The organism is Vibrio sp. 9-16B-A1 (assembly GCF_056726165.1).
Map to the genome: position 1 here is coordinate 736,200 of NZ_JBSDZD010000001.1, position 23,691 is coordinate 759,890.

At 53.5% G+C, this 23,691-nt stretch carries 18 protein-coding genes; 6 read left to right on the forward strand and 12 right to left on the reverse strand.

Annotation, left to right across the window (positions count from 1 at the left end):
• The first annotated feature begins 265 nt into the window (after nucleotides 1-265).
• The 4 genes from malI (at nucleotide 266) to ACVB80_RS03360 (ending at nucleotide 5,959) form a co-directional block, all read left to right on the forward strand.
• On the forward strand, nucleotides 266-1,288 hold the full coding sequence (malI, locus tag ACVB80_RS03345) for a Mal regulon transcriptional regulator MalI (protein WP_481079839.1): 1,023 nt from the start codon (nucleotides 266-268) through the stop codon (nucleotides 1,286-1,288).
• An 85-nt stretch (nucleotides 1,289-1,373) separates the two neighbouring features.
• A complete protein-coding gene (locus ACVB80_RS03350) occupies nucleotides 1,374-3,347 on the forward strand; it encodes a HAMP domain-containing methyl-accepting chemotaxis protein (protein ID WP_481079840.1) in 1,974 nt (657 codons plus the stop codon).
• Nucleotides 3,348-3,356: 9 nt separating this feature from the next.
• A complete protein-coding gene (locus tag ACVB80_RS03355; RefSeq protein ID WP_481079841.1) occupies nucleotides 3,357-4,664 on the forward strand; it encodes an ABC transporter substrate-binding protein in 1,308 nt (435 codons plus the stop codon).
• Nucleotides 4,665-4,762: 98 nt separating this feature from the next.
• Nucleotides 4,763-5,959: an EAL domain-containing response regulator gene (locus ACVB80_RS03360; RefSeq protein ID WP_481079842.1), complete on the forward strand. Its 1,197-nt coding sequence runs from the start codon at nucleotides 4,763-4,765 to the stop codon at nucleotides 5,957-5,959.
• Between the two features lie 157 nt (nucleotides 5,960-6,116).
• On the opposite strand, the gene ACVB80_RS03365 is transcribed toward ACVB80_RS03360, so the two are convergent.
• From ACVB80_RS03365 to ACVB80_RS03375, 3 genes are all read right to left on the reverse strand, one after another.
• Complete coding sequence (locus ACVB80_RS03365) at nucleotides 6,117-7,901, reverse strand: glycoside hydrolase family 5 protein (protein WP_481079843.1); 1,785 nt, start codon at nucleotides 7,899-7,901, stop codon at nucleotides 6,117-6,119.
• A gap of 257 nt (nucleotides 7,902-8,158) precedes the next feature.
• Nucleotides 8,159-9,091: an SRPBCC family protein gene (locus ACVB80_RS03370; protein WP_481079844.1), complete on the reverse strand. Its 933-nt coding sequence runs from the start codon at nucleotides 9,089-9,091 to the stop codon at nucleotides 8,159-8,161.
• A gap of 54 nt (nucleotides 9,092-9,145) precedes the next feature.
• Nucleotides 9,146-10,126, reverse strand: coding sequence for an ion channel (locus ACVB80_RS03375; RefSeq protein WP_481079845.1), 981 nt, complete (start codon nucleotides 10,124-10,126; stop codon nucleotides 9,146-9,148).
• A gap of 329 nt (nucleotides 10,127-10,455) precedes the next feature.
• Here ACVB80_RS03375 and ACVB80_RS03380 point away from each other — a divergent pair, with 329 nt between their 5' ends.
• Nucleotides 10,456-12,003, forward strand: a complete 1,548-nt coding sequence (locus ACVB80_RS03380) for an alanine/glycine:cation symporter family protein (protein WP_481079846.1) — start codon at nucleotides 10,456-10,458, stop codon at nucleotides 12,001-12,003.
• A 73-nt stretch (nucleotides 12,004-12,076) separates the two neighbouring features.
• Here ACVB80_RS03380 and ACVB80_RS03385 read toward each other — a convergent pair whose 3' ends face one another.
• The 3 genes from ACVB80_RS03385 to guaB form a co-directional block, all read right to left on the reverse strand.
• Nucleotides 12,077-12,673: an acetate uptake transporter gene (locus ACVB80_RS03385; protein ID WP_481079847.1), complete on the reverse strand. Its 597-nt coding sequence runs from the start codon at nucleotides 12,671-12,673 to the stop codon at nucleotides 12,077-12,079.
• Nucleotides 12,674-12,873: 200 nt separating this feature from the next.
• On the reverse strand, nucleotides 12,874-14,451 hold the full coding sequence (gene guaA, locus ACVB80_RS03390) for a glutamine-hydrolyzing GMP synthase (protein ID WP_481079848.1): 1,578 nt from the start codon (nucleotides 14,449-14,451) through the stop codon (nucleotides 12,874-12,876).
• 72 nt (nucleotides 14,452-14,523) lie between these two features.
• Nucleotides 14,524-15,990, reverse strand: a complete 1,467-nt coding sequence (guaB, locus tag ACVB80_RS03395; RefSeq protein ID WP_481079849.1) for an IMP dehydrogenase — start codon at nucleotides 15,988-15,990, stop codon at nucleotides 14,524-14,526.
• A gap of 184 nt (nucleotides 15,991-16,174) precedes the next feature.
• On the opposite strand from guaB, the gene xseA reads away from it, so the two are divergent.
• The gene (xseA, locus tag ACVB80_RS03400) at nucleotides 16,175-17,518 is read left to right on the forward strand and encodes an exodeoxyribonuclease VII large subunit (protein WP_481079850.1); all 1,344 of its coding nucleotides are present in this window, start codon (nucleotides 16,175-16,177) and stop codon (nucleotides 17,516-17,518) included.
• A 13-nt stretch (nucleotides 17,519-17,531) separates the two neighbouring features.
• Here xseA and ACVB80_RS03405 read toward each other — a convergent pair whose 3' ends face one another.
• The 6 genes from ACVB80_RS03405 to hisS form a co-directional block, all read right to left on the reverse strand.
• Complete coding sequence (locus ACVB80_RS03405) at nucleotides 17,532-17,756, reverse strand: zinc ribbon domain-containing protein (protein ID WP_481079851.1); 225 nt, start codon at nucleotides 17,754-17,756, stop codon at nucleotides 17,532-17,534.
• A gap of 319 nt (nucleotides 17,757-18,075) precedes the next feature.
• A complete protein-coding gene (locus tag ACVB80_RS03410; protein WP_481079852.1) occupies nucleotides 18,076-18,924 on the reverse strand; it encodes an alanyl-tRNA editing protein in 849 nt (282 codons plus the stop codon).
• A 58-nt stretch (nucleotides 18,925-18,982) separates the two neighbouring features.
• Nucleotides 18,983-20,464, reverse strand: a complete 1,482-nt coding sequence (gene der, locus ACVB80_RS03415) for a ribosome biogenesis GTPase Der (protein WP_481079853.1) — start codon at nucleotides 20,462-20,464, stop codon at nucleotides 18,983-18,985.
• A gap of 157 nt (nucleotides 20,465-20,621) precedes the next feature.
• Nucleotides 20,622-21,779 carry an outer membrane protein assembly factor BamB gene (bamB, locus tag ACVB80_RS03420; RefSeq protein WP_481079854.1) on the reverse strand — a complete coding sequence of 386 codons (1,158 nt, stop codon included), beginning with the start codon at nucleotides 21,777-21,779 and terminating at the stop codon, nucleotides 20,622-20,624.
• 10 nt (nucleotides 21,780-21,789) lie between these two features.
• Nucleotides 21,790-22,410 carry a YfgM family protein gene (locus ACVB80_RS03425; RefSeq protein WP_481079855.1) on the reverse strand — a complete coding sequence of 207 codons (621 nt, stop codon included), beginning with the start codon at nucleotides 22,408-22,410 and terminating at the stop codon, nucleotides 21,790-21,792.
• 12 nt (nucleotides 22,411-22,422) lie between these two features.
• Nucleotides 22,423-23,691 carry a histidine--tRNA ligase gene (gene hisS / locus ACVB80_RS03430; RefSeq protein WP_481079856.1) on the reverse strand — a complete coding sequence of 423 codons (1,269 nt, stop codon included), beginning with the start codon at nucleotides 23,689-23,691 and terminating at the stop codon, nucleotides 22,423-22,425.

Here is a 23,691-nt window from a genome sequence, read left to right on the forward strand (position 1 = left end):
ATCAGATAAAACGTTTTATCTAACTGTTATTAAAAAACGCCAACAATATCGGGGGGATTCCACTGCTGACGCTCAATTTATTCTTTACCACTGAAGAGTAAAACGTTTTATCACCCGGATGTTATGGCGGGGATCACAGATCCGCTGTGGATCCTGTCAATACCGGTCAATTCTGTGAGCCAGACACGCCTTTTTCGCCTCTGATAAAACGTTTTACTTTCAGCTGGAGTATAGTGACCCTGCAACTCACCGCAGTAAGACGTCCATGAGCAAGAAAAAAGTAAAAATAAACGATGTCGCTGAGTACGCAGGGGTCTCGGTTTCCACCGTTTCACTGGTATTGAGCAGTAAAGGCCGGATATCCAAAGCAACCATTGATAAAGTCAATCAGGCGATTGAAGCGCTGGGCTACGTGCGTAACCGCGCGGCAGCGAACCTGCGCTCCCATCAGTCCAATCTGATCGGGCTTATTGTGCGTGATATTACCGACCCGTTTTACGCTCAGATCGTCTCCGGCCTGTCAGAGGTACTGGAAGAAAAAGGCTATATGCTGTTTCTTGCCCAGTGCGGGAAAGAGGCAGAAAAGCTGACTCACTGCGTCCAGTCCATGCTGCAGCAGGGCGTGGCCGGCATCGCCTACAGCCCGTTGCGCGGTGCCAACCAGCAGCTGTTAAAAATGGCGGCAGACGCCGGAGTACCTGCGGTTTGCGTTTCAAGGGCGACCGTCTCCGACCAGGTCGACCATATCTGTCCGGACAACACCCTCGCCGCCCAGATGGCTACCCGTCACCTGATAGAGCAGGGCCACCGCCATATCGCGTATATCGGTGGCAGCAGTGACTCCCTGACCCGCGCGGAACGTATTGGAGGCTACTGCACTACCCTTATCCAGTATGGCCTGATGTTTAAAAACGAATGGGTACTGGAGTGCGATCACAGCCAGCAGCAGGCTGCCGATACGGTCGAACAGCTGCTGCATGCCAACCCAAAAATCACAGCTATTCTCTGCCACCGGGCCAAAACTGCAATAGGTGCCCTGTATGGCGTGCAGCGGGCCAACCGCAGCGTGGGTAAGGATCAGTACATCGACCAGCAGGTATCGCTGATCGGTTTTGACGATGTGGATGAAGCCAGTCTGTGTCAGCCGGCCCTGACGTTCACCTCTTCCCCGGCGTATGAGATAGGCCAACAGGCGGGCCGCCGCCTGCTGGCAAGGCTTGCCAATCCGGTACAGGAAGTACAGAAAATCGTGGTGCCGCCTAAGCTGCTGCTGCGTGACTCAGCCTGAATGACAAAAATGTCAGCATAATCCAGGCAATCTCACTGACCCGGTTCTAACCTTATAGAACCGAGTCAAACAGTGAGGCCTCTCTATGTCCATCGTCCAGCGTACCATCGCCGGGTTTGCGGTGATGTTTGTACTGTTGCTGCTGGTTGCCGCAGTCAACTACAGCAATACCAGCGGGATGCACACCCGTCTCAACGAAATCACCCAGCACTCCACCCCTATGGTGATCGCCACTTTCAGTCTTCAGTCGATTGTTCAGGACAGCCAGCAGGTGTTGTCTGACTACAAATCCGCTACCGACCCCGGACGTTTGCCCGCACTGAAAAGCGCCTTTCAGGACACCAACAGCGAGTTCAGCGCAGCCAGTGAAAAGCTGAAAACCTTCTCTCCGACCCAGCAGGAACAGCGTAAGCTCAATGAAGTGCTCTCGGCTGCTAACCAGTTTTATCAGCTGGCCATGCAGAGCATGGAAATGCACAGCCAGGTGCTGCAAACCCGGCAGAAACTGGGCACGCTGGAAGAAGAGTTCCTTCACCTTGAAGACACCTACAGCTGGGCCGCGACCCTCCTGCTGCAGCGCTCTGCGGTCAGCCGTTCACTGCAAAACCGCGCCGAGCTGATTACCAGTGGTCTGAACCGGGATCTGAAAAATATCCGCCGGATCAACCAGATTACCGATTTAAAAGAACTCAGACAAACCCTGACCGATGATATCCGGGTTGCCCGCCAGCGGATGGAAACCATCCAAATTGAAGCGGACGTCAAACAGCGCTTCCTGCGCAACGTAGAGCGGCTGGAAAAACTGGCACTGGCAGACGATGGTCTGCTGGCCCTGTTTGCCACAGAACATCAGCAAATAGCAGAGCAGACCCGCCTCTCCGCCCAGGCATCCCAGCAGATCAATATCGCCCAGCAGAAACTGCACGAAATGGTCGACCTGGTTCAAAAGTCAGCCAGTGAAAGCGCCACTGCGGCCGAGGAAGCAGCCAATGAATCCACCGCCACTACCCTGGTGATGGCCCTGATTTCCGCGCTGGTCGCAGCCGTGGTCGGGTATACCGTCGCAGTGAGCATCAAGAAACCACTGGAGAAAATCAGCCCGGTTCTGCTCAACATGTCCCGCGGCGATATGACCGGACGTACCGGCTACCAGAGTAAAACCGAGTTTGGAGTACTGGCTGGCGCCATCGACGAGCTGGCTTCTCATACCTCTTCACTGCTGGCTGACATTGGCCAGGGCTCTGAGCATCTGGTTCAGGAAGCATCGAAAACCGCCCAAATCAGTGAACGTACCATGGAGCAGGTCGAAGCGCAGAAAACCCAGACCGAGATGGTCGCCACCGCTATTTCACAAATGGAAGTCAGCGCAGGTGAAGTCTCCCGATCAACCGAAAACACCCTGAATGAAATCGAAGCGGCCAACCACGCGACTCAGGACGGACGTAACAAGGTTATCCAGAACCGCTCTATCACAGAAAAACTTGCCGAAGACATCCAGGAAGCCGTGGCCTGCTCAGAGCAGCTTGGTCAGTTCAGCTCCGCAATTGATAACGTGCTGGATGTGATCCGCGGCATTGCCGAGCAGACCAACCTGCTGGCGCTGAACGCTGCTATCGAAGCTGCCCGGGCCGGTGAAGCCGGACGCGGATTTGCCGTAGTGGCCGATGAAGTGCGGGCGCTGGCCAACCGCTCTCAGGAGTCCACTGAAGAGATCCAGCGCATGATTGAAAATCTGCAAAACAGCTCGAAACAGATCATCGAAGTGATGGCCCGCAGCCAGCAGCAGACCCATGACTGTGTGGAACAAACCCGGCTGACCGAAGAGGCGCTGGAAGCCATCACCAGCCGGATGCAGGAGATATCAGAAATGTCGTCTCAGATCTCCTCTGCCACGCAGGAACAGATCGCGGTAAGTAAAGATGTCGCCAAACACATCAACGGCATCGCCGACGCTGCACGTCAGACCGAACAGGAGGCGCGCCAGTCCGCTTCCAGCAGTGATATTCTGGCCGATCTGGCTCAGAAGCAGCAGCAACTGATCAACCGCTTTAAAGTGTAGGAGGCAGCAATGAAACTCAGAACCATACTTACTGTGAGCTGCGCGCTGCTCGCTCCTGCCAGCCAGGCTGTTACCCTGACCATAGATACCTGGGGGGAGGAAGACACGCTGTGGCAGAAAAGCATTATCCCGGCGTTTAAAAAACACCACCCGGATATCGATATTAAGTTTAATAAAATCGTTAACTCTCAGTATTTTGATACAGTGAGCAACGCGCTGGAAAACGGCACTGCCGCCGATCTGGTGATCTGCCGTCCGTTCGATATCTCTCTTGGCTGGTTTCAGCAGGGTCACCTGGTGGAAATCACCGAAATGAAAGGAATGGAGAACTTCCCGAGCTTCGCCCAGTCTCCCTGGCAAACCGACTCCGGCGCGCAGACGTTCTGCCTGCCAATGGGGGCGGTGATCCACGGCTTTTTCTATAACAAAGAGATTTTCCGCCAGCTGGGGCTGAATGAGCCAAAAACCGAGTCCGAGTTTTTTGCCCTGCTCGACCGGGTAAAAGCCGATGGCCGCTATCTGCCACTGGCGTTTGGCACCAAAGACAAGTGGGAGTCATCCGAAGTCGGCTACCAGAACATCGGCCCGAACTACTGGCGCGGGGAAGACGGCAGACTCGGACTGCTCAAAGGCAGCGAACGGGTTGATGAAGCGCATTACCGCGATGCCTTTGCCACCCTGGCGCGCTGGCCTGACTACATGGGCGCAGACTACCGTCAGCGCAGTTATACCGACAGCTGGGATCTGTTCAAACAGGGTAAGGCTGCGGTAAGCCCGGCGGGCTCATGGGAGATCGTCAACGTACGCGATAAAGTCGAGCTGGGCGTATTCGCCCCGCCGGTACCGGACGGTCAGCAGGGCTGCTTTTTCAACGACCATACCGATAAAGGTATTGGCATCAACAAAGCCAGCCCGAACCGGGAGGCCGCGATGAAACTGCTGCGCTGGATGACCACCAAAGAGTTCGCCCAGCTGTTTACCGAGTCCGAACCGGGATTTTTCTCGCTGTCGAATCACTTCTTTGACATCAGTGATCCTACTGCCCGCACCATGGCAGGGTGGCGTAACGAGTGTGACTCCACCATCCGCAGCTTTGTTCAGGTGCTGTCACGCGGTGAGCCCAACTTTGGCTCAGAAATGATGGAAGTGAGCGCTGAAGTGCTGAACGGCACCCTCTCCCCGGCGGCGGCCACCAGGCGTCTTCAGCAGGGTCTGGACAACTGGTACCCACCCCAGCAACAGGCGCTCAAGCAGCTGAAAGAGCTGGAAAAAGCCAGCCAGTGTGACTGCGCTTCCCTGTCTCTGTCCGGTGAATAAATCAAACGGCTGCCGGACAGGTCCGGCCGCCTTTTTATATGGCGCTTTATCCGATATGAACTATGTTTAAAGGATAATCGTCAGTGGCAGACAACAGAATGAACAGGAACAATCAGGTCGTCATTATCGATGACTCGCACGCAATACTGCTGGTGATGCGCAGCATGCTGGCTGAACTTGGCTACCATAACATTGTGGCATCAGCGAATCCTGCTGCCGCCATTGAACATATCCGCAAATCACCCGAGCGATACAGCGCCGTATTTACCGATCTCAACATGCCGGAAATGGACGGGATGGCGGTGGTCAAAGCGCTGGGTGAACTCGGCTATCAGGGCGGAGTGTGTATCATCTCTGAAATGGATAACCGGATCCTGAAACTGGCTGCCGACATCGCCCGCAAACACAAGGTCAACCTGCTGGGTAACATTCCAAAACCCATTCCTATCAACGATCTCAAACGCATGATGACCAAACTGGAACAGCAGACGTTGCGACGTGCCAGCAAGGCTGATTGTCTGTCCCGGGAAGAGCTCGAAGAGTGTCTGGATAAAGGCTGTCTTCAGCCTTACTACCAGCCCAAAGTGAACCTGGCGAAACGTGAAATCGAAGGCGTTGAGGTACTGGCCAGGATCGTACGGCCGGGAGAGACTGATGCTGTCTTGCCCGGGCGCTTCATTCCCACTGCTATTGAATGTGGTCTGCTCAACAGACTGACTCAGATGCTGCTGAAACTTTCTCTTGATGACCTTCCCCGTTTAACCAGCGAATTTGGTGAAAACGTCAAGCTCAGCATCAACCTCTCCCCCTGCCAGCTGACGGATCAAACCTATCCGGATCAGCTGATGACTCAGATAGAGAAGCACCAGGTCAGCCATAAGCATATCACCCTTGAGATCACCGAAGATTTTGCGCTGGAGAACACAGCACAACTGGAATCGATCAACCGGTTCCGGATGCGTGGCTTTGGTCTGTCGCTGGATGATTTTGGTACCGGTTTTACCAATGTCCAGCAACTGCGTTCGCTGCCATTTACCGAAATCAAAATCGACCGTACCCTGATCAGTAACATTCACCGTGACCGGTTTAATCAGGTAGTGGTGAACTCACTGGCCGAGCTGTCACAAAAGCTCGATGTATCACTGATAGCAGAAGGGCTGGAGCACTTTGAAGACCTGAACTATATGGAAAGCAACCATCTCAACATGAATGTTCAGGGCTTTTTGATCTGTAAACCCAAACCACTCGACAGCCTGGTGCGCTGGTATCACAGTTGGGTGAAGTATCCGTTGTAGATACGGGATTGCGAGAGAGCAGATGAGAGAGACGGGATAGTTCGCAGCTTCGGTTCTAAGTTCTAGGTTCTAAGTTCTAGGTTCTAGGTTCTAGGTTCTAGGTTCTAGGTTCTCAAGCATAGACAGAGCGGGCATAAATGCCCGCTCTTTTGTTACTTTATCTGCAAACCAGGATGGCTTCGGCGTCTCCGCCGGACTGGCCGACACCGGCAATGTACTGGTCGTCAGCAGCCTGAGACTTGTAGATACCCGGCGCCCAGTCACCGCCTTTGGTGCTGAGACGGTTGTCGCCACTGTTAAACCACAGGGTCTGGCACTGATCGCCGAGAGGCTTGCTGGCTTTGGCGCACAGTACGCCACTGGTGCCCCAGCTGCGGCTGGATACACCCGAAACGTAGTAGCCCAGAGGACACTCGTATTTGGTCAGGCCATGTGCCCAATCGGTACCGCGTGGCTGCGTTTCAGAGGTAACGGTAACGGTCGCCTTGTCCTCAGCCCACAGTGGTCCGTAATTCAGGTCAGAGCACAGCACTCTGTCCCATTCCGCCACGCCAATAACGCGCATGCCGTCCACACAGGTGCCTTTGGAGGCGCCGCTGTCCCAGTCACCCAGAGTGACAGACTGATTGTTATCATGGCCCTGGAAGTTCACCAGACGCAGTTCCGGATGAGGGGCTACCGGACCGGTTTTTCCATCGGATGCCAGCAGGCGGTCAATGTGCTCGAAACGCCAGTCAGTACGGAACTGACTCCAGTCTTCGCTCAACAGGGCGTAGTCATCCAGCTTAATTGTCTGCTGTACCCGGGTAGCGTTCAGCGGCCACCAGGCGAAGCTGTAGTCTTTTTCGATCAGCAGGTCGATGATATTGGCCAGCCAGGCTTTTTCCAGCGCATCCGCGTCCGGCTTGAAGTTCGCGCCAAACTCACTCAGCCAGATGGGTGCGGTATAGATACGCTCCAGCTCAGAGACAAAAGCAAACTCATCTTCGATCACCTGACGCAGCTCGTCTTTGGTCATATCCTGATATTTTTTACCGTTGCCGTACCAGATACTGTCTGCGCCCATGTGCTCAGGCCCGGTATAGGAGTAGTTGTGCGCTCCGTAGACCAGTTTGTTGGTCACATTCAGGTTTACCGGGTTGGTTTTGGCTCCTTTAATATGCGGACGCGAGCCACCCAGTGACGGAAGAGCTCCCTGCCAGTTGATTCCTTCGACAATCACCAGCATGTCCGGGTTCTCGGCCACTACGGCATTACCACCACGCTCAGCAGTCCAGCGCCAGTCATTTCTGTCTCCTCCTCCCCAGTTCGGATAATGCAGGCTGCTGCCGGTACGGACCTCGTTACGCAGATCAGCCCCCACGACGGCTTTATTATCTTTATAGCGCCGGGCCAGCATCGCCCAGTCTTCTACCCAACGGTCTGTCGTGTACTCACCGTCATACCACAGGCCGTTCGCATCCAGGCCACAGCACCACTCAGAATAGGTGGTGTGGTTGTTCAGGATCACTGCAATGCCCTGAGAGGTCAGGGATTCGATCACGGCGTCATACACCTCTAACGGTGTCAGGCCGGCCAGATCCGGGTTTGCGGCAATTTGCCACTGCGCTACCGGTGCCGTCACTCTCAGCATTTCATTGGAGAATGGCAACCTGACAGAGTTAAATCCCTTTTCTTTGAGCAGGGTAACTATCGTGTCACGGTGCTGAAAACGCAGCCCTCCGGGAATATGTCCCTCATCACTGGCACCAAACCAGTTGACCGATTTCAGTTTGAAGCGATCGCCACATCCGTCAACGATGTAGCGTCCCTGAGTTGATAGTGGAAACGTTGAACATACTTGTGCTTCCGTGGTTTGTTCTGAGGGAGAAGCCATCACGGATTGCGCGCTGAAAGTCAGTCCCATCAACGCCACTGCCTGCACAATTTTGCGGGTTATCATATTGTTCATTCCTTGTGCTTTTTATTGGATTGTCTGAATTTATTACCACCGATTCAGTTTACAGACCAAAAAATAACCAGGTCATTCGTATTCTGGCACGAAAATGACCCTATCCGCCAACCGGCAGGGAGGAGTCTTAGTCAAAGTGTGATAACGTTTACACAAAGGCAGGCAAATTGTGAACAAAGATCACACAATCATGAAAGAGGAAGAGAATATACACAAAGGCCCGCAGGACGCGGGCCTGACAAACAGGATTACTTACGCAGCAGGATCACCTGGGTGCGCAGTGCATCGGGGGAGACTTTCTCCGGATCATCAATATAGAGCTCAATGCCCAACGGCCTGCGTTTCACCCTGATTTTGTTGTGCCGGGCTGCCATCATCGCCAGTGACCAGGCGTTACCGAGGAACTGATATTCCCCCTTGTGCTCCACCATATAAGTGGTGGTTTTTGGCAGGGTGCCACAGATATAAGGGGCTGGCTCTTTCACCGGCGCGCTGAGCGGATAACAAACCCAGTACTCAAAATACTCCCGCTCCATATCCATACTGCGGTAATAAGTAAACAGAGGACCAACCGGGAGAATGCCATGCTCAGCAAGATGTACTTTTAACTGCTCTACAAGCCTGGCCATCTCTTCGCCAATATCTTCCGTCGTCCCGCCCCCGGCGAGACCGATAAAGTGAGTGGAAGGCCAGTCAGTCAGCCCTTTGTCACTCAGATGACTGATAACCTTTCCGGTTTCAAGCCGGCTTTTGAGCATACGCAGCCCGCGCTGATAATCCATGCTTATCATGGACTTCATCATTTTTTTAAGGAAAAACAGAAACCAGGGAAGGTGGCCGTACATGTGCCATACCACTTCAGTGCCATTATCGACGGTCGCTTCCGCCTCAAACACCACTCTGGCGCGTGATTTAAACGGCCTGGTAAAGGTCAGTGCCATTTCCAGCCGCTGGGTTTCAGCTGCGGTAGTACGCATGCTCCCCGCTCCCACCAGTTCACCATCCCAGTGATACTCACTGTCCACCTCACCAGCTTCACCGCGATACTCAAGCTGGCAACCAGGGTCGAGAACAAGCCAGGGGGACCACTCCGGCCAGTTGTGAAAGTCGGACAAAAATGCCACGACTTCATAAACAGGTTTGTCGATCACAACGGATCGGCTGACGTGATATTCCGGCATATTATGATTATCCTTTTTATGGCCAGCGGGCCAGCAGCCCGCTCATATCCACCATCAGCGCGTCATTTTTTTCACAAACACCACCACAAACAGAGCCATGGTAAAACTGCCGACAAAAGCTTCTGCTGCCGCGATAAAGCGGGCTACCCCTATCGGGGATATATCACCATAGCCCAAGGTGGTAAACGTAACGACGCTGAAATACAGGGCATTAAAAAATTCAAGAACATAGCTCATCGCACCGTGCTCCTGATAAGTATAGGTATTGCTCGCGGTAGTACCGAGAAAAAAGTAGGCCACAGAGCAGAGCCAGATCAAAAAGATCGAGAATAACACCACCCGGATGGGTGACTCACCGTAACCACAAAACAGGTCTACACAACGGGAGAAAATCCGCCTGGTGCTGTATCTGGGCATCTGATAACGACGAAAGACCATCTCTTTTTTGAAGAAAGTACCGGCAGTTTCAAACAGGCCTTCTTTTTCGCACTGCTTGCGGATCGAACGCGCCACTTCCTCAGACTCCTGATAGAGCTGTTTGGCCAGTTTTTCATTTCCCAGCGACAGGGCTTCACAGGCGCGCTCTTCCTGAGCCAGAGCCTGCCCCCAGTCCACGTTTTCCAGCCGAGCTCTGCCAAGGTGGGTACCGAGCAAATTGCACCCTTCCAGCCTGGCGCAATGCAGGTTAGCCGAGTAAAGATTGGCCTTCATCAGCGAGGAGCCGCGCAAATCCAGCCCGAAGCAGTGAGCATAAGAAAGATCTGCCCGGTAAAGGTCGGCATCCCGGCAGGAATAACCATGTTTGCTTCCGCGGTTAACCAGATAAACGTCACTGAGCTGGGTTCTGGCCAGCTGGAAACCATCCAGCGGTTTTCCTTCTGCTACCCATTTCTCCAGCGCCTGCTTTATATCATGCTGACTTTTGTCGACTTTGGGGTCATGCCAGTAACACAGTCCGGATTCCCCGGCCTGCTGATCACATTCCCAGCCGTCGGGACTGCGATAACTGCAACAACTGTGCTGCTGATTTTCCATCACGCTCTCCTTCTGCCCTTTTCAGTGTAGGAGCCGTCAAACCGTTTGTCACAAAAGCCGCTTTGCGGAACTTATCACTGGTAACCTCACGGTTATTAGCAGAACAATCCAACCCACCAGCGGCATCTGCAACAAATATTTAACTACACATCCGCAATTGAATAAGCATTTAATCTTCAATAAACACAGCAAACCCGCACACAATCTTAAATCTGATGTTTTGTGTTTCCGCTCACGTGGCGACAAATCCACCGATTTTGTTGTTAACAATACCATTACAAACAGATTAATATCCCAAGCCGGAGAACAATAAACACAGGGAATGACTCATGCAATCTATGGTCGATTTTTTAAACGGAATTATATGGAGCCCGGCACTGATCTATCTGTGCCTAGGGGCAGGTTTGTTTTATTCGGTGCTGACCCGCTTTGTGCAGATCCGCCACTTCTTTGAAATGTGGCGTCTGCTGATGTCAGGCAAGAGCTCAGCTAAGGGGATCTCCTCTTTCCAGGCACTGGCCGTGTCGCTGTCCGGCCGTGTAGGTACCGGTAACATCGCGGGCGTAGCCGCAGCGATTGGATTTGGTGGCCCGGGCGCGGTGTTCTGGATGTGGGTAGTGGCATTTTTTGGTGCTGCGACCGCTTATGCAGAATCCACCCTGGCTCAGATCTATAAAGAAGAAGACGAAGGCGAGTTTCGTGGTGGTCCGGCTTACTACATTGAAAAAGCCATGGGCCAGAAATGGTATGCGTGGATCTTCGCGGTTGCGACCATTTTTGCCTGTGGTGTGCTGCTGCCTGGCGTTCAGTCGAACAGTATAGGTAACGCAGTCGAAGCGGCGTTTGGCAGCGGGGATATGATTGAAACAGCGGTCGGCACCTTTAGCTTTGCCAAAATTTTCACCGGTACGCTGATCTCAATTATTCTTGGCTTTATCATCTTTGGTGGCGTAAAGCGTATCGCGCACTTCACCCAGGTGGTAGTACCGTTTATGGCGCTGGCTTACATCATCATCGCCTTTGTGATCATTCTGCTGAACGTAGGCGAAATCCCGCGTATCGTAGGTATGATCGTCGGTGATGCCTTTACGCCAATGGCAGGTGTCGGCGCGGCGATCGGTTGGGGGGTTAAGCGTGGCGTTTACTCTAACGAAGCCGGTCAGGGAACCGGTCCTCACGCGGCGGCGGCGGCGAACGTTCAGCACCCGGCTCAGCAGGGTCTGGTTCAGTCATTCTCGATCTATATCGATACCCTGCTGGTCTGCTCGGCAACGGCGTTTATGATCCTTATCACCGGTACGTATAACGTTCACGGCGGCGCAGAGGGCGCTTTCCTGGTGCAGAATATCTCAGCAGAGATCGGTGCCAACGGTCCGGTATTCACCCAGATGGCAATTGAAAGTGCCCTGCCAGGCATCGGCAAACCGTTTATCGCGTTTGCGCTGTTCTTCTTCGCCTTTACCACCATTCTGGCTTACTACTACATCGCTGAGACCAATATCGCCTATATCCGCCGCAGCTTTAAAGTTAACGGGCTGATGTTTGTACTGAAACTGGTCCTGATGTCGGCGGTGTTCTACGGCACGGTGAAAACCGCTAACCTCGCCTGGGCGCTGGGTGATGTGGGCGTAGGCCTGATGGCATGGCTGAACATCGTCGGTATCGTGATTATCTTCTTCCTGTCCAAACCGGCGATTAAAGCGCTGAAGGACTACGAAGCGCAGCAGGCACAGGGCGTGGAAGAGTACACCTTTAACCCGGTGGCGCTGGGGATCAAAGGCGCGGATTACTGGGAAGAGAAATATAAACGCAGAACCAAACCGGTTCAGGCCAAACCGGAACAGGACGAAGACGCTGTCGAGCTGCCTTCAACCTGATAGCCTACAAGCAGAAAAGAGAAAGGGGTTGGCCCGTAAGAGCCAACCCCTTTTCTGTTCCCAATTCTTTTGCTTACGCAGCTACTGCCTGAGCGTTTGCTGCCGGTGCTTTTTTCTTATCACCGATTGGCAGTACAGTGCGGCCGTACTCTGCATTCAGAACCTGAGCCATTGCGAAGTAGATTGCGCTTGCGCCACAGAAGATACCTTCGAAACCAGCGATAGTACCGATCAGCTGGCTGCCGGTGAAGTCACGGATTGCCAGCAGGGCAAACAGTACTGTCAGAGAACCGAATACAACCTGTTTTGCTTTCGGGTAGCACAGTGAGCCGAAGAACATGAAGCCAGTGAAGATACCCCACAGAGCCAGGTACCAGCCCATGAACGGAGCCGGGCTCTTAGGCAGGCCCATGTAAGGCATTACGATGCAGCCAACCAGAGTCAGCCAGAACAGACCGTAAGAAGTAAACGCAGTAGTACCGAAAGTGTCGCCACGCTTAAAACACATGATGCCAACGATAACCTGGCTCAGACCGCCGTAGAAAATACCCATCGCCAGAATCATAGAGTCGATTGGGAAAAAACCTGCGTTGTGGATGTTCAGCAGGATGGTGGTCATACCAAAACCCATCAGGCCAAGTGGCGCCGGGTTAGCCAGTTTAGTTGACATGTGTAATACCTTAAAATTAAAAAAGAGCTGCAAAGTTTGTAAGAAAATTTTAATACGGGTTGACGATTCAGAGGATAGCTATAAGCAAAAAATAAGATTTCACTTTTGATCCATATCGTACCATAAGCTTACATAAGCATTTGTTTAGATGTAAAAAAAGCCAGCATAACGCTGGCTTCTTAATCAAGGCAGTATAAAAATTATTCCCACTCGATGGTCGCTGGTGGCTTACCAGAGATGTCGTAAACCACTCGGGAGATGCCATCTACTTCGTTGATGATGCGGTTTGAAACCTTACCCAGGAAGTCGTATGGCAGGTGTGCCCAGTGTGCGGTCATAAAGTCGATGGTTTCTACCGCACGCAGCGATACAACCCAGTCGTATTTACGGCCGTCACCCATTACGCCTACCGAGCGAACCGGCAGGAATACGGTGAACGCCTGAGATACCTTGTTGTACAGGTCAGCGTTGTGCAGCTCTTCGATGAAGATAGCATCCGCGCGACGCAGCAGATCACAGTACTCTTTCTTGATCTCGCCCAGTACGCGAACACCCAGACCAGGACCCGGGAACGGGTGACGGTACAGCATGTTGTACGGCAGACCCAGCTCAAGGCCGATCTTACGCACTTCATCTTTAAACAGTTCACGCAGTGGTTCAACCAGGCCCATTTCCATATCGTCCGGCAGACCGCCAACGTTATGGTGAGACTTGATCACGTGTGCTTTACCTGTCTTGGACGCTGCAGACTCGATCACATCCGGGTAGATAGTACCCTGTGCCAGCCACTTGGCGTTTTTCAGCTTCTTCGACTCTTCGTCGAACACGTCAATGAACACGTGACCGATGGTCTTACGCTTCTCTTCAGGGTCAGACTTGCCTTCCAGCGCACTCAGGAATCGCTCTTCTGCGTCAACGTGAACGATGTTCAGACCGAAGTGGTCGCCGAACATTTCCAGTACCTGATCCGCTTCGTTCAGACGCAGCAGGCCGTTGTCGACAAATACACAGGTCAGCTTGTCACCGATAGCGCGGTGAACCAGCATTGCAACTACAGATGAATCCACACCGCCAGACAGGCCCAGGATCACTTCATCGTCACCTACCTGCTCTTTGATGCGGGCTACTGCGTCGTCGATGATTGACTGAGAGGTCCACAGCTTTTCACAGCCACAGATGTTCAGTACGAAGTTTTCCAGCATACGCTTGCCCTGACGGGTGTGCGTTACTTCCGGGTGGAACTGAACGCCGTAGAAGCGTTTCTCTTCGTTCGCCATTGCTGCGTAAGGACAGGTGTCCGTTTCAGCGATTTTGGTGAAGTCAGACGGGATTTCCACAACTTTGTCGCCGTGGCTCATCCATACGTCCAGCAGTGCGTTACCGTCAGCTGCCAGTGCGTCTTCGATGTTCTTAAACAGTTCACACTGCTTAACTACTTCTACCTGAGCGTAGCCAAACTCACGCTCATTTGAGCCAGCGACTTTACCGCCCAGCTGCTCAGACATGGTCTGCATGCCGTAACAAACGCCAAGAACAGGAACGCCTGCGTTAAATACATATTCAGGAGCGCGTGGAGAGTTCTCTTCCGTTACGCTTTCCGGGCCACCTGACAGGATGATGCCGTTCGGGTTGAACTCGCGGATGTCTGCTTCTTCTACATCCCAGCTCCACAGTTCACAGTAAACACCGATTTCACGGATACGGCGTGCGATAAGCTGAGTGTACTGAGATCCGAAGTCCAGGATCAGAATACGTTGGTCATGAATGTTCTTAGTCATTGTTTCTTCTCGGGGAATGCTGTTGGACATAATATTCACCGGGCGAAAATTGCCCGGTGACTGTCTTATTTATTACTGGCCGGTACGGTAGTTTGGCGCTTCTTTGGTGATCGCTACGTCGTGAACGTGCGACTCTTTCATACCTGCGCCAGAGATGCGTACGAACTCAGCTTTGGTGCGCAGCGTTTCAATGGTGCCACAACCGGTCAGACCCATACATGAACGCAGACCGCCCATTTGCTGGTGAATGATCTCTTTCAGGCGGCCTTTATATGCGATACGGCCTTCGATACCTTCAGGAACCAGCTTGTCAGCTGCGTTATCAGACTGGAAGTAGCGGTCAGAAGAACCTTTAGACATCGCGCCCAGAGAACCCATGCCGCGGTAAGATTTGTATGCACGGCCCTGGTACAGTTCAACTTCACCCGGTGCTTCTTCAGTACCTGCGAACATTGATCCAACCATTACACAGGATGCACCGGCTGCGATTGCTTTAGCGATGTCACCTGAGAAACGGATACCGCCGTCAGCGATAACAGGAACGCCGTACTCTGCCGCTGCTGCTGCTGCGTCAGAAATAGCGGTGATCTGAGGAACACCAACACCGGTTACGATACGGGTAGTACAGATTGAGCCAGGGCCGATGCCCACTTTTACAGCGCTTACGCCTGCTTCAATCAGAGCTTTCGCACCAGCAGCCGTTGCTACGTTACCACCGATAATCTGCAGATCCGGGTAAGCTGCACGGGTTTCGCGGATACGGTTCAGTACACCTTCAGAGTGACCGTGAGAAGAGTCGATCAGCAGTACATCTACGCCCGCTTCAACCAGCGCTTTAACACGCTCTTCGTTGCCGGCACCAGCGCCCACTGCCGCACCTACACGCAGGCGACCCTGAGCATCTTTACATGCGTTTGGTTTACGCTCTGCTTTGTGGAAGTCTTTTGCAGTGATCATACCGCGCAGCTGGAACTCTTCGTTCACTACCAGTACTTTCTCAACGCGGCGTTCCTGCATTACCTGCTGAACTTCTTCGCGTGATGCGCCTTCTTTAACCGCAGCCAGGCGGTCTTTAGGCGTCATTACCTTCTCAACTTTCTTGGTCAGGTCAGTAACGAAACGAACGTCACGGCCAGTGATGATACCTACCAGCTCGTTGTTATCAGTAACAACCGGGTAGCCGGCAAAGCCGTTTTCCTCGGTCAGGGCTTTAACGTCAGCGATGGTTGCGTCCGGAGTTACGGTTACCGGAGCGGTTACAACGCCAGCTTCAAAGATCTTAACCAGGTGCACCTGATGAGCCTGCTGCTCAATCGACATGTTTTTGTGGATAAAGCCAATGCCACCCTCCTGCGCCAGGGCGATCGCCAGGCGTGCTTCCGTTACTGTGTCCATAGACGCAGAAATCATCGGAATATTAAGAGAGATGTCTTTGGTCAGCTGAGTGTGAAGTTCAGCTGTATTTGGGAGAACGGTGGAGTGTGCTGGCACAAGTAGTACGTCATCGAATGTCAGCGCTTCTTTGGCAATTCTTAGCATTTGCAATATCTCACAACAAGGTTTGTAAAAAAGAGTCCAATTGATTTGGATTTGATATTGCGGAGGGATTATACGGCCAAGGCAATCGCTTGACCACACATTTTTTTGAATTTTTTCTTGCAATTACCCCTTTGCTATGTATTATATTGCCGCTAATTTCCATACTCACGTCTCCGGAATTAGCGTGCCCTCTCTCAGTCACCAAAACAGCAACCCAAACATCTTTACTGTTTCCCGCCTGAACGCCGAAGTTCGTCTTCTGCTGGAAAACGAGATGGGTATTGTCTGGCTGGTTGGTGAATTGTCTAACTTCTCTGCGCCGGTATCCGGTCACTGGTACTTTACCCTTAAAGACAGCCGTGCCCAGGTTAAGTGCGCCATGTTCCGCGGCAACAACCGCCGGGTCACGTTTAAGCCGCAAAACGGCAACCAGGTTCTGGTTAAAGCACGTCTTTCCCTTTACGAACCACGCGGTGACTACCAGCTGATCGTCGAAAGCATGCAGCCGGAAGGCGACGGACGCCTGCAACAGCAGTTCGAGCAGCTGAAAATGTCGCTCGCCGCTGAAGGCCTGTTTGCCCAGAGCAGCAAAATGCCTCTTCCGGAACACCCGAAACGGGTCGGCATTATCACCTCCAAAACCGGCGCAGCGCTGCATGATATTCTCAACGTACTGAAAAGACGCGATCCCGGCCTGCCAGTGGTCATCTACCCGACCATGGTTCAGGGCGAAGGCGCGGCGATTTCCATCGCTCAGGCGATCGGACGGGCCAACAGTCGTGATGAGTGTGATGTACTGATTGTCGGACGTGGTGGCGGCTCGCTGGAAGATCTGTGGTGCTTTAACGAAGAGATCGTTGCCCGCACCATCGCTGCCAGCCAGATCCCGGTAGTGTCAGCGGTTGGCCACGAAGTGGATGTGACTATCGCAGACTTTGTTGCCGATGTGCGCGCGCCAACCCCATCGGCGGCAGCCGAACTGATCAGCCGCGACCACAGTCACCAGCTGCAGGGCCTGATGCAACGCCGCCAGCGCCTTGCTTATGCTGCGGAACGTTATCTGGGCGGTTTTGTCCACCGGCTGCAGCTGCTGGAAAAACGCCTTGCCCATCAGCACCCGCAATACCGGCTGCAACAGCAGTCCCAGCAGCTTGATGAGCTGAGCCTGCGCCTTGAACGGGCAATGCAGGACAGACTGGCACTTTCAGCAGCGAAAACTGAACGGCTCGAGCACCGTCTTGCGCTCTCCAGCCCGGCCCGTCAGCTGGCAGCACGCCAGAATCATCTGACCCGCAGTCACCAGAAACTGCTTGATGCAATGGACAGAAAGCTGCTGCTCACCCGTCACCAGCTGTCACTGGCAGCAGAAAAGCTCGATACCGTCAGCCCGCTGGCGACCCTGAAACGTGGTTACAGCATTACCCAGACAGAGAAAGGGGATGTGGTGACCAGCGCAGACCAGCTGCAGAGCGGGGATACCCTGGTTACGCGACTGGCTGACGGAGAAGTCCGCTCAGTAGTTAACTGAGCGAATAGCCGGATCAAACCTTCTGAAATTCAAAGCGGATTTTTGACTTCGATTTAAGCTCATTGCAGCTGTTACAGAAGTAGTTCGCCGCGCCACAGGCCTGCAGCTTCTCCAGCTTATCGCCGCACTCCGGACAGAAACCAACTTTGCGATAAGCGACCGAACAGAAATCACAGCGGTAGTTGCCACCATCCCACTCCAGGTCGCTTTTGCATTCAGGGCACTGATTCTCGCTCATTATTTCACTCCTGTTATTTATAAGCCGCTCCACTATGTCACAGCGGATCCGTTGCAAACCATGACACAGATCACACCTAATACCACTTTGGCACAGCTAAGCTGCTGATAGATAACCTTCTGCCTGCTATTCTGACTGTGCGGGATCTTTATCGGATCGTCTGCCATAACACAAATGATCAGCGATCTCCCCCGAAAAGAATTTTTATATAACCACACCCCGAAAGCATAAGTTACATGTTCTGCATTTGGATTTTAAACAGATAAAAACTCCAGAAGTGACATTTCAGCCAGCACTTTGCGATATTTACTATTCGATCTTACTTTCTTACACAAGTGTGCATTTCAATATGCTGTAAATCAACTTCACTCAGTGTAATTTCAACTTCGCCCAGCTCTGACAGATGACTGACGTGAGTGCCGCCACAGGGTGTTACAACCTGACTGTCGAGCTGACAACGCCAGTAACGCGAGTCGGTCAGCGCTTCACCCTGACATTCCAGTTCAACCGGGCCAGGGTTTGCCAGCCACTGTGCAACCTGCTGGTTAGCACGCTGTGTAATCTGATTCAGCTCCTTCACCACATCTGCGCTGTTAAGGCCACGCTTACGCAGGGTTTTACCCAGACGGTAAACATCATGACAACGGTCCGGCGTCACCACACTGCTCACCTGAGCGTAGCTGTTGAAATCCGGCCAGCCGAGCGGGTCCTTACGGTCTGCCTCTTTACGCCAGTAGCCCTCACCCAGAACTTTATTCAGTGCCAGGTAGGCAATGTGCCCGGCACTGTGGCCGCGACTGAGGCTGTCCTGGTAGTCCTTATCCACCAGCAGACGGACTGAGTCACCAGTGGCCGGAGCATCTGACTCTTCTGCCAGCCGGTGTACTACCACAAACACCCAGCCTTCGCTGTCGCGTTTTACGGGGATCTGCTCCCCGACATACAGCTCACCACTGGCCAGCTCCACCGCCCCGGTCAGGCAGTCAGTCACCTCACTGCGCTGGCCGTTAAACTCCATCCAGCCTTTGTCCGCCGGATGATCCGGCCAGATATGGCTGACCGGGTGAAACGGTGTCTGCTCTGTTACCACATCGCGGCCTGAGACCAGTAATACCCTGGCGTCGCTCTCTGCCACGCCTTTCGAAAACAATACTTTGGTTGGCTGCATCTTAGTTCTCTTGTTTATCGTGCATTAAAAAAGGCGCCCTGAGGCGCCTTTCCGGTATTTAGTTTTTACGCCCTTTCATCATAGACATCAGACGTTTACGCTTACGCTCCTGAGACAGGGTCAGCTTGTTGGTCTTACCCTCGAACGGGTTATCGCTGCTCTGGAACTGGATACGGATTGGGGTACCCATGATTTCCAGTGAACGGCGGTAGTAGTTCATCAGGTAACGTTTGTAGGAATCCGGCAGTTCGTGTACCAGGTTTCCGTGAACCACTATGATTGGCGGGTTGTAACCACCGGCGTGCGCGTATTTCAGCTTCACACGGCGGCCACGAACCATTGGCGGCTGGTGGTCTTCCTGTGCCATCTTCATGATACGGGTCAGTACCGAGGTACCCACACGGGTAGTCGCGGACTTGTACGCTTCTTCCACTGATTCAAACAGGTGACCTACACCGGTACCGTGCAGGGCTGAAATAAAGTGGATACGGGCAAAGTCCACAAAGCCAAGACGACGGTCCAGCTCTTTCTTCACCGCTTCTTTTACGTCAGTGTCCAGACCATCCCACTTGTTTACCGCAATCACGATAGAACGGCCGGCATTCAGGGCAAAGCCCAGCAGGCTAAGGTCCTGGTCAGAGATGTTTTCACGCGCGTCGATAACCAGCATCACCACGTTGGCATCTTCAATCGCTTTCAGGGTTTTAACCACTGAGAACTTCTCTACGGTCTCATTGATACGGGTACGGCGACGAACACCGGCGGTATCAATCAGAACGTATTCACGCTCGTCACGCTGCATCGGGATGTAGATAGAGTCACGGGTTGTGCCTGGCATATCGTAAACCACGACGCGCTCTTCACCCAGAATACGGTTAGTCAGGGTAGATTTGCCCACGTTCGGACGACCGATGATAGCCAGCTTGATTGGCTGGTCCTGAAGACGCTTGAATTCTGCTTCCGCTTCTTCTTCGGTGTAATCCAGCTTCTCTTCCTGGTCTTCAAACTCAGTCAGGTCTTCGATACCGCCCTGCTCTGCTGCCATCTGCTCAGCGATTGGGTTCAGTGCGCGGTCAATCAGCGCCGCAACACCACGGCCGTGAGCCGCAGCAATCTGATACATCTGGTCCACACCCAGCTGCCAGAAATCGGCACAGGCCGAGTCAGCGTCGATACCGTCGATCTTGTTAACCACCAGCATGGATGTTTTTTCAAGCTTACGCAGGTGATCGGCGATCGCACGGTCGGCCGGGTTCAGGCCCGCACGGCCATCTACCATAAACAGCACTACGTCGGCTTCATCAATCGCCGCCAGCGACTGCTCAGCCATCTTGGTTTCTACGCCCTCTTCGGAGCCGTCGATACCGCCGGTATCGATAACGATAAATTCATGTTCACCCAGCTGAGCCTGGCCATATTTACGGTCCCGGGTCAGGCCTGGGAAATCCGCTACCAGTGCGTCACGCGTGCGGGTCAGGCGGTTAAACAACGTTGATTTACCAACGTTCGGGCGCCCAACCAGAGCAACAACAGGAATCATATCTACCTCTGTAATCTAGAAATTCTGATGTAGTTATAGGTAAGCTTTCCGGGCTTACCTATAACTACACGTTAGCAATAAAACGGCTCCTGGCTGAAGTTCAGCAAGGAGCCGATTGTGAATTGTATCACACCGATTAACGGTGTGCTATTGACGGCTAGTTCAGCTTCTGCTTGAGCACTCTACCTGAACGGGTCATCAGCACGTAGCCATCGTCAACCTGGATCGGAGCTACCGCCAGACCGCTGCTGTCAATCAGTTGCTGGGAAACAAACTCGCCGCTTTCGGTATCCAGCCAGTGCAGATAGCCCTGACTGTCACCGACCACCAGCTTGCCACCGATGATCGCCGGAGCTGTCAGCTGACGGTACTGAAGCTGGTCATTACTCCAGATTTCGGTTCCGCTGCGGGCATCGACAGCAACCAGGTGATCTTTGTCGGTCACCAGGTAAATCTGGCTGTCATCGGTCGCCATATCGGTCGCCGAAGAGTAAGTACGTTTCCAGGTCGGCGCACCTGAGCGCAGGTCAATCGCGACCAGCTGACCATTGATACCAACGGTGTACAGCATGCCGCCAATCAGAAGCGGAGACGCATCTACGTCAACCAGACGGTCGATCTCAGTTGAGCCTTTCGGGTTACCTACCGGCTGCTGCCAGATAAGCTGGCCACGCTGCGCAATCGCTGCGGCAAGACGACCATTCGCCGTTCCCCAGAACACACCACCCGAGATAGTCACAGGTGCACTGTCACCACGCAGGGTCAGCGCCGGAACTTCACTGCTGATGGTCCAGACCTGGTCGCCGTTTTCAGGGTCCAGTGCTTCCATCACGCCGCGGCTGGTATGAACCATCACCAGGTTCACATCGGTTGCCGGTGCAGCAAGCACTTCGCCTTCCACGTCAGTGCGCCACTGCTCTTCACCGGTTTCTTCATCCAGTGCGAGCACCTGGCCGTTCTCACTGCCGATAAACAGTTTACCGTAGGAAGCAGTAATACCGCCGGACAGACGGGCACTGCTCTCTTTACCGAGGTTCTGGCTCCAGATGGTTTTACCCGTTTGCGGATCAAGCGCTTTCACCACGCCATCACGGCTGGCAACAAACACTTTGTCGTAAGCGTAAGCTGGTTTCAGCCGGGAGAAATAATGCCCAACACCCTCACCAACAGCGGCACTCCATTCTCCGGAAGGAGTGAACTGACTGTTAACCTGAGGCAGTGGCGACATCACTATGGTGTCTTCCTCGCTGGCGCAACCAACTACGCCGCCCAGTACGACGGCACACATCAGTGCTCTGCTGAGCATTTTTTTCATCTGTTACACCTTACCTGGCAAGATCGTCCAATTTCATTTTCAGCAGCGGGTTTTCACCGGCTGTCTGTGCCTGCTCGGCTTCAGTGTAAGCGGTGTAAGCACCCGCTTTGTCACCCTGACGCAGCAGGATGTCGCCACGCAGTTCAGCCACGCGCGCTTTCCACGCTTCAGCCTTAATCGCGTCCAGCGAAGCAAATGCCTTGTCAAACTGCTCAAGCTCTGCCTGAACGCGGGCAATACGGAAACGGATCAGAGATTCTGCCGCCACATCCTGGTTGGACGCCTGCGCCCACTCCAGCTGCTTCAGGGCCGCTTCCAGTTCACCTGCCTGAGCCTGAGCTTTGGCCAGCTGCAGTGCAGCCAGAACCGAATACTGAGAGTCCTTGTTAGCGTCGATGAAAGCCTGAGTGCTCTCTGCGCTGTCAGCACCCTGCTGCACAATCGCAGCCAGCGCCTGAGTGTATGCCTTTGAAGCTGCTTCCTGAGCTGCTACCTGGCTGTCCTGGTAATAACGCCAGCCGAAGATACCGCCAAGGCCCACAACCGCGCCCAGAATGACCGCTTTACCGTTTTCCTTCCACCACTCTTTGATGGCTTCTACCTGTTGTTCTTCAGTATCGTAGAGTTCCACGTCCTGTCCTCTTTAAATCAAATGCTTAAGCGAAGCGGCGACATCCGCCTGCGCTACGGTGGTTTGTTCGCCACCGGTCAGGTCCTTCACTACAACAGTACCGTCAGCGACTTCATTTTCGCCCAGTACCAGTGCGGTTACCGCGCCAACTTTGTCGGCACGTTTAAATTGTTTCTTAAAGCCGCCGCCACCGAAGTGACTCATGATGCGGATACCCGGCAGGGCTTCACGCAGCTGCTCGGCCAGCTTCATACCAGCCAGGGTAGTACCCTCACCAGCGGTTACCATGTACACGTCTACTGCGCGGCGGGTCTGAGCCAGGTCCAGCTCTTCCAGCATCAGTACCAGACGCTCAAGGCCCATCGCAAAACCTACTGCCGGAGTGGCTTTACCACCCAGCTGCTCAACCAGACCATCATAGCGGCCACCGCCACAAACGGTACCCTGGGCACCCAGGCTTTCGGTGATCCACTCAAAAACAGTACGGTTATAGTAATCCAGACCACGTACCAGACGCTGGTTTACCTGATATTCGATACCTGCCGCGTCCAGAAGTTCACACAGACCGGCAAAGTGAGCTTTCGACTCTTCGTCCAGGTAGTCCTGAAGCTGAGGTGCATCTGCCAGAACCGCCTGAATGTCCTGGTTCTTGGTGTCCAGAACGCGCAGCGGGTTGGTGTGCATACGACGCTTGCAGTCTTCATCCAGAATGTCGATGTGCTGCTCCAGGAAGGCGATCAGCGCGGTGCGGTAGTTCGCGCGCGCTTCAAGAGAACCGATCGAGTTCAGCTCCAGACGCACGTGCTTGTCGATGCCCAGCTCACGCCACAGGCGCGCGGTCATCATGATAAGCTCAGCGTCCACATCCGGACCGTCGATACCAAACACTTCCACACCACACTGGTGGAACTGACGGTAACGGCCTTTCTGAGGGCGCTCGTGACGGAACATCGGGCCCATGTACCACAGGCGCTGCTCCTGGTTGTACAGCAGACCGTTTTCGATACCGGCGCGCACACAACCCGCGGTGCCTTCCGGACGCAGGGTCAGGCTGTCGCCGTTACGGTCATCAAAGGTGTACATCTCTTTCTCAACCACGTCGGTCACTTCACCGATAGCGCGGCTGAACAGATGGGTCATCTCAACGATTGGCATGCGTACTTCGCTGTAACCGTACGCACTGATCACATGTTTCACCGTGTTCTCTACTTTTTGCCAAAGTGGAGATTGTGTTGGGAGGCAGTCGTTCATGCCCCGGATTGCTTGAATAGTCTTTGCCAC